This window comes from aff. Roholtiella sp. LEGE 12411 (assembly GCF_015206995.1).
Lineage (GTDB): Bacteria > Cyanobacteriota > Cyanobacteriia > Cyanobacteriales > Nostocaceae > Komarekiella.
Map to the genome: position 1 here is coordinate 1 of NZ_JADEXR010000233.1, position 6,722 is coordinate 6,722.

Genomic DNA, 6,722 nt, shown 5'->3' on the forward strand with positions numbered 1-6,722 from the left:
TTTGTGGAGTCCGAGTTATTTTGCTATTTCGGCAGGGGGTGCGCCGCTAGAAGTTCTTAAAGAATATATTAGAAATCAAGAAAAGCCGTCCTAGAAGGACGGGGCTTGAATCCCATTTTTTCGGTCAAGCCGTACCAAACTTTTTCTAATCAAAAATAATTAAACATACCACCATGCCCCATTGCCCCTTCGCCCCTAATCCCCAGAGGGGGCCCCAATTCCCCATGCCCAAAAACTCCACCCACAAGGGGGTGGAGTTTTTCATACAGTATTTTCACTTTTTGAACTTCATCGATAATCTATGAGATGTGGAAAAAGTATTTGCCAAAAGCCAGGGTTTTTGCCGGATAAAGGAAACTAAGTTCTTAATTTTGGATCAAGTCGAGTTAAAGAGTTACTTTTATTTTTTTGTATCTGCAACACGTAAATCTGTATGAGAACAAGCAAGCTGCAAACCTATTGCCAACAATGGTATTAGCAATTTGCCTTGGCAGGTGCATGTAGGTAAAATTCCCTTTAGCGAAAGTTTTTTGGGGAAGAGATCGCACAAAACCTACTAGATGTAACGGATTGCAACGTATAATGAGAACGGCAAAACGATGTAGAAATTAGGTTTAAATGCGAGTAGCGATCGCGGGAGCGGGACTAGCAGGACTTTCCTGCGCGAAATATCTCACGGACGCAGGTCACACCCCCATTGTCTTGGAAAGCCGGGACGTATTGGGCGGTCTTGTCGCGGCGTGGAAAGACTCTGACGGCGACTGGTACGAAACTGGGTTACACGCCTTTTTTGGGGCATATCCCAATATGCTCCAGTTGCTCAAGGAGTTGAACATTGAAGATCGACTCCAGTGGAAAGAGCATACGCTGATTTTCAATCAACCGGAGAAACCAGGGACACTCTCACGTTTTGATGTTCCAGATATTCCATCTCCTTTCAACGTGATTGCATCGATTCTTCGCAACAAAGACATGTTGACTTGGGAGCAGAAGATTCGATTCGCCATTGGCCTACTTCCAGCAGTGGTTCGAGGTCAGAAGTATGTTGAGGATATGGACAAATACAGCTTCTTGGAGTGGTTGGAAAGACAAGGTGTTGGCGAACGGGTAACAAGTGACGTTTTTATTGCTGCATGTAAGGCGCTTACCTTTATCAATCCTGATGAAGTTTCTGCAACAATCCTCTTAACTGCACTAAATCGCTTTTTGCAAGAACGATATGGCTCCAAAATTGCATTCTTAGATGGTTCCCCTACAGAACGGCTATGCAGCCCCATTGTAGATTACATCACAGAAGGCGGTGGTGAAGTTCGCCTGAATGCGCCTCTCAAAGAAATCGTGCTGAATGATGATGGCACAGTGAAGCATTTTGTCATGCGGGGGTTGAATGGGGCACAAGATTATATTGAAACTGCGGATTTATACGTTTCGGCAATGTCCGTAGATGTCCTGAAAGCGATTTTACCTAAGCCTTGGAAACAAATAGAATACTTCCAAAAGCTGGATGGCTTAGAAGGCGTGCCAGTGATAAACTTGCATCTGTGGTTTGACCGCAAACTTACAGAGATTGACCAATTGCTGTTTTCGCGATCGCCTCTTCTCAGCGTTTATGCTGATATGAGCAATACTTGCCGCGAGTACGCTAACCCTCATCGCTCAATGTTAGAACTAGTTCTAGCGCCAGCGAAAGATTGGATTAGCAAATCTGACGAGGAAATTATTGCCGCAACAATTGCCGAACTGGAAAAACTTTTCCCAGACCACTTTGGGGGAAACAATCCAGCAAAATTGTTGAAATATCATGTGGTGAAAACACCACGTTCAGTTTACAAAGCTACTCCTGGCCGTCAACAATACCGCCCTGCACAAATTACACCCATTGCCAACTTCTTTTTGGCAGGAAGTTACACCATGCAACGCTACTTAGGAAGTATGGAAGGTGCCGTACTTTCTGGTAAGCTGACAGCGCAGGCGATCTCTTCGAGAAGCCGCCCTCAAGACGTCTACGCTGAAGCCCAAGCCAACCCAGCGGCAAATTCTTCCAGCCTGCAAACGCTAACCCGACCGCCTGCAACGAATGCTGCAACTGCCTGATTCCAAAGCGCGCATGAAAACGCTGGTCTCTGTAGACGAGTCCTACAAAATTTGTCGTCACCTCATAGCCAAGTATTCGACGACTTTTTACCTCAGTACTTTGCTCCTGAGCGAAGATAAGCGTCCCGCTATTTGGGCAATTTACGCTTGGTGTCGCCGTTTAGATGAACTGGTGGATGGCCCTGCATCTGCCATTACTACACCAGAAACCCTAGACTTATGGGAGCAGCAGCTAGAATCAATTTTTGCTGGACACCCATTGGATAATTTCGATGTAGCTTTGGTAGATACCACCCAACGCTTCCCGATGGATATCCAGCCCTTTCGAGATATGATTGCTGGTCAGCGTATGGACTTATATCGCAGTCGCTATGAAACATTTGAAGAGTTATACCTTTACTGTTACCGTGTTGCTGGCACTGTAGGCTTGATGTCAACATCAGTTATGGGGTTGGACAATAGCAAAAATCTAACTCCCTGGAACTGTGAACAACAGCCATATATTCCCACTGAAGAAGAAATAGCTTTAGGAATTGCCAAGCAATTAACCAATATCCTCAGAGATGTCGGAGAGGATGCGCGGCGTGGACGAATTTATATTCCTCTAGAAGATTTAGCACGATTTAACTACACCGAACAAGATTTGTTCAAAGGTGTAGTAGATGAACGTTGGCGCTCTTTAATGCGCTTTCAAATTACACGAGCACGACAGTTTTATACCAAGGCAGAAAGAGGAATAACTTACCTTTCTTCTGATGCCCGTTGGCCTGTATGGGCAGCTCTAATGCATTACAGTGGAATTTTAAACGTAATTGAACGCAACGATTATGATGTTTTTACTCGACGTGCCTACGTGCCCCAATGGCGAAAGTTGCGTTCTTTGCCCGTAGCTTGGCTGCGATCGCAAGTACTTTAATTGTCCTTTGTGAGCCTATAAGCCAGCGCAGTCAATCAATTCCTGTACTCTTACGGGGAAGCTCGATTCCCGTAGGGTACGCAGCGGTAGAGACGCTCTTGAGCGTCACCCATCACTAACTGAAAAATTGCAGATGACAAATGACTATTGACTTATTACTAAAAATCTGATAACATCAATAATCGTGACCGAGGAGAGGTGGCTGAGTGGTCGAAAGCGGCAGATTGCTAATCTGTTGTACGGCAGGCAACTCCGTACCGAGGGTTCGAATCCCTCCCTCTCCGTTTTTCAAACTCAATACATGCGTGAAATTACAAATTTAAAACCATGCCTTTATGGGTGTGGTTTTTATGCATGGGGAAGAATAACCAATACCCCAAGCGGCGCGGCATTTTTCCGACGACACCCACTATTGGGTTGGAGTTTCCCGCCGCTTATAAAAATCCTAATCTAGTGGTAAATACTTCTACTCCCTGAAGGGGATGATATTATTTATCCTTTGGAGTCTGTTTAGATCAAGCTAAGCTAAAAATCTAGTTTGAGTCTTACTTTCAGGTTCCTGACTATTTTAGAGGAGTGAAAGTAATTTATGCAAAGAAAATTTAGTGCTGCTTTAGCTTTAAGCTTAAGTACCCTAGCAACTGGGTTTCTCCTGGGGGCTTGTGATAATCCTAGTACCACCAATAACACAGCCAACAATGGAGGTAATGCTACTCCAGCCGCAAACTCAACCACCACAAGCAGTAGTACCCAAGGACTGAAAATCGGTTCCCTACTCCCAACAACGGGTGATTTGGCATCAATCGGACAGCAAATGGCACTTTCTGTTCCCTTATTAGTTGAAACCGTTAACACTTGCGGTGGTGTGAATGGTCAACCAGTTAGCCTTGTTGCTATAGACGACCAAACAGACCCTAAAGCAGGTGCTGCTGGGATGACTAAACTGTCAACTGTAGATAGAGTTGGGGGTGTTGTTGGCTCCTTTGCTAGCAGTGTTTCCACAGCTGCTGTCTCAATTGCTGCTCAAAATAAAGTCATGCTGATTTCACCTGGTAGCACCAGCCCTGTATTTACCGAAAAGGCGCAAAAAGGTGACTTCAAAGGCTTTTGGGCGCGTACTGTTCCGCCAGATAGCTACCAAGGGCCAGCTTTAGCCGAACTCGCCAAAAAAAGAGGTTACAAGCGAGTCTCCACTGTCGTCATTAACAACGACTATGGCGTGGGGTTTGAGAAAGCATTTGTCCAAGCTTTTGAAAAATTGGGGGGAACTGTAGTTAATAAAAGTAATCCTGTCCGCTACGACCCCAAAGCGACTACTTTTGAAACTGAAGCTACTGCTGCTTTTGCTGGTAAACCAGATGCAGTTCTGGGCGTTTTTTACGTAGAAACAGGTAGCCTACTGCTAAAGTCAGCATATCAGCAAGGTCTGACTAAAGGGGTGCAGGTCATGCTAACAGATGGCATGAAGTCAGACGAATTTCCTGGTCAAGTTGGCAAAGGCAGTGATGGTAAATACATTGCTAGTGGAGTAATTGGCACAGTACCTGGTTCTGATGGTAAAGCATTAGAAGCTTTTAGAAAACTCTGGCAATCCAAGAGGGGTGGTTCACCAGGAGAATTTGCTCCCCAGGCTTGGGATGCTTCTGCTTTGTTAGTGCTAGCAGCCCAAGCAGCTAAGCAAAATACAGGTGTTGGTATCTCCAATAAAATACGTGAAGTTTCCAATGCTCCTGGTACAGAAGTTACTGATGTCTGCGAGGGACTAAAGTTGCTTAAAGAGGGTAAAGATATTAATTACCAAGGAGCCAGCGGTAATGTAGATGTTGATGCTAATGGTGATGTCATCGGTGTTTACGATGTCTGGACAGTAGGAGATGATGGCAAAATCAAGGCAATTGACAAAATTACACCCAAATAAGGGTCAAGAAAGTCATAAGTAAATAGTAAAAAGGCAAAAGAATTGTTCTCTTTTGCCTTCTTCTTTTAACTAATTTAATTAAAAGCCAGTGAAGTTGTAACCAACTCCTAATAACAAACCGATATCAGTTTCATCGAAAAATCCGGCATTCACAGCAGCCGTTGCTGTAAATTGGGGATTTAGTGGCAGATCAATACCACCGGTTACTAAAACGGCAACTTCCGAGTTATCACCAGTTTGAAGAGCTGCACCTACTCCTACATAAGGCGCGATCGCTAACGGTTCGCTAAATGGATCAGCTTGCTGCAAGGAAAAGTCGTAGGTGATAGGAATTAGAACTGTAGTATTGTTGCCAAACACCGCCGACGGTCGTACTGATATAGCATTTGTCAAACCAACTTTGCTGATGACCGCGAAGTTACCATCGCCCAAAGATGATGTACCACCACTGATACCAATGTTGCCAGCAACACCTATATAGCTTCTACCACCACGAGTAGGCCTACCTATATCAATATTTGATTGCGCCACTCTGGGAGCAGATGATTGAGAAGTTGGTTGAGAAATAGGTTCTACATACTCGGAAGTAAGTGCTACAGATGTAGTTGTTACTGTCCCTGGAACGGGTGTAAGTATTCTACTGGCGGTTTCATGTGTAGTAGCGTTGGGAAACAGCTGCACTTGAGGAAGATTAGTTATTGAAGATTTTTTGGTTGTCTGTGTAGAAAAATCTTGGCTGTTAGTCTCTGGTTCAACATTTAACTGGTTGGGAGACATTATAGTTGCAGAATCGGTTAAGGGCTGACTGCTCACTATATCCGCTGTTTCAGCAACTGCTGATAAGCCGTTACCTAAGAATGCGATCGCAGCTAAACTTGGCAACCAAAAAACACCTTTACGAAAAATAGTATTCACGTTCACTCCTAAAAGAATATTGCCACAAAAAATCAAGGGTCTGTTGCTTGAAGTCAACAAATTCGGGCAATATTCAAAATTTAACACCAAAAAATATATTTTTACATGCTGAATTTAACTTAATAAATTTAAGATTTGCCAGCAAAAAAATAAACACTATATCCTGCATTTGATAGATGACAAAATTATCGTAATTCTGTAGTATATTATATTTTTTATACTCGAACCCAAAGGTTTTATTTATTAATAAGGTAATTAGGAGATTCCGTAATCATTCACTATGGTAGCTGTACATATTCCCATCTTCAACAGTTACAAAATCTCTAAGTTTGTTTTTAATACCTAATTGGCGATTGTTTGAGATTTGTACAGTGCGTAAGTCCTAACCTAGCCCTTTCAAGGTGATTCGTAAAATAAGATTGTTTTTTCTCAGCGCTCTGTGTCTTAAAAAGTTCAGAGCGCCGGAAACCAACGCTCCGACTTTTCGCTGTGTCTCTGGGGTTTCAAGTAATTTATCTAACCGCAGAGGCGCAGAGAACACAGAGGCAAGAAATAAGGGACTTCCAAATAAAAAAATATCCTATCGTTTTTATAGATGGGGTTTCTCCCCTGCTCTCTGCCCCATGCCTCTTATTGACACAATATGCAATACGAGCAAACCATTTGTAATTTAATTGCGAATTGTTAGATCAAGCGTCCGGCAATTTCAGTGGACTTTTGAGGACAGAAGTGAAAACATGCTTAAATATTGAGTAATTTACTCAATCAAATTGTGCTGTATTTTTCTTTATCTAGCGAAATATTACTAGTAACTATTTGTTAATAAAAGCTCTCAGACTGGGATTGGTCAGCAATGTCCTGGTGGTAATATCGGTATAA

General features: G+C 43.2%; 6 protein-coding genes and 1 tRNA gene. 6 read left to right on the forward strand and 1 reads right to left on the reverse strand.

Going from position 1 to position 6,722, the window contains the following annotated elements:
- From IQ246_RS28225 to IQ246_RS28250, 6 genes are all read left to right on the forward strand, one after another.
- The coding region (locus IQ246_RS28225) for a transposase (protein ID WP_194006460.1) at positions 1–94 on the forward strand (94 nt) is incomplete at its 5' end.
- A gap of 524 nt (positions 95–618) precedes the next feature.
- Entirely contained in the window at positions 619–2,094 is a 1,476-nt protein-coding gene (pds, locus tag IQ246_RS28230; protein ID WP_194006597.1) for a 15-cis-phytoene desaturase, read from the forward strand.
- A complete protein-coding gene (gene crtB, locus IQ246_RS28235; protein ID WP_194006598.1) occupies positions 2,078–3,010 on the forward strand; it encodes a 15-cis-phytoene synthase CrtB in 933 nt (310 codons plus the stop codon). The genes pds and crtB overlap by 17 nt, the downstream gene beginning before the upstream one ends.
- 192 nt (positions 3,011–3,202) lie before the next feature.
- Positions 3,203–3,294, forward strand: a tRNA-Ser gene (locus IQ246_RS28240).
- Positions 3,295–3,337: 43 nt separating this feature from the next.
- The gene (locus tag IQ246_RS28245) at positions 3,338–3,487 is read left to right on the forward strand and encodes a hypothetical protein (protein WP_194006599.1); all 150 of its coding nucleotides are present in this window, start codon (positions 3,338–3,340) and stop codon (positions 3,485–3,487) included.
- 112 nt (positions 3,488–3,599) lie between these two features.
- Positions 3,600–4,928, forward strand: coding sequence for an ABC transporter substrate-binding protein (locus tag IQ246_RS28250; protein WP_194006600.1), 1,329 nt, complete (start codon positions 3,600–3,602; stop codon positions 4,926–4,928).
- A gap of 78 nt (positions 4,929–5,006) precedes the next feature.
- Here IQ246_RS28250 and IQ246_RS28255 read toward each other — a convergent pair whose 3' ends face one another.
- Positions 5,007–5,843 carry a hypothetical protein gene (locus IQ246_RS28255; RefSeq protein ID WP_194006601.1) on the reverse strand — a complete coding sequence of 279 codons (837 nt, stop codon included), beginning with the start codon at positions 5,841–5,843 and terminating at the stop codon, positions 5,007–5,009.
- Between the last annotated feature and the right edge of the window lie 879 nt (positions 5,844–6,722).

What these genes read in the sequence shown, in the direction of transcription:
- pds (WP_194006597.1), top strand. Translation starts at nt 619, where the DNA reads ATGCGAGTAGCGATCGCGGGAGCGGGACTAGCAGGACTTTCCTGCGCG.
- crtB (WP_194006598.1), top strand. Translation starts at nt 2,078, where the DNA reads ATGCTGCAACTGCCTGATTCCAAAGCGCGCATGAAAACGCTGGTCTCT.
- IQ246_RS28245 (WP_194006599.1), top strand. Translation starts at nt 3,338, where the DNA reads ATGCCTTTATGGGTGTGGTTTTTATGCATGGGGAAGAATAACCAATAC.
- IQ246_RS28250 (WP_194006600.1), top strand. Translation starts at nt 3,600, where the DNA reads ATGCAAAGAAAATTTAGTGCTGCTTTAGCTTTAAGCTTAAGTACCCTA.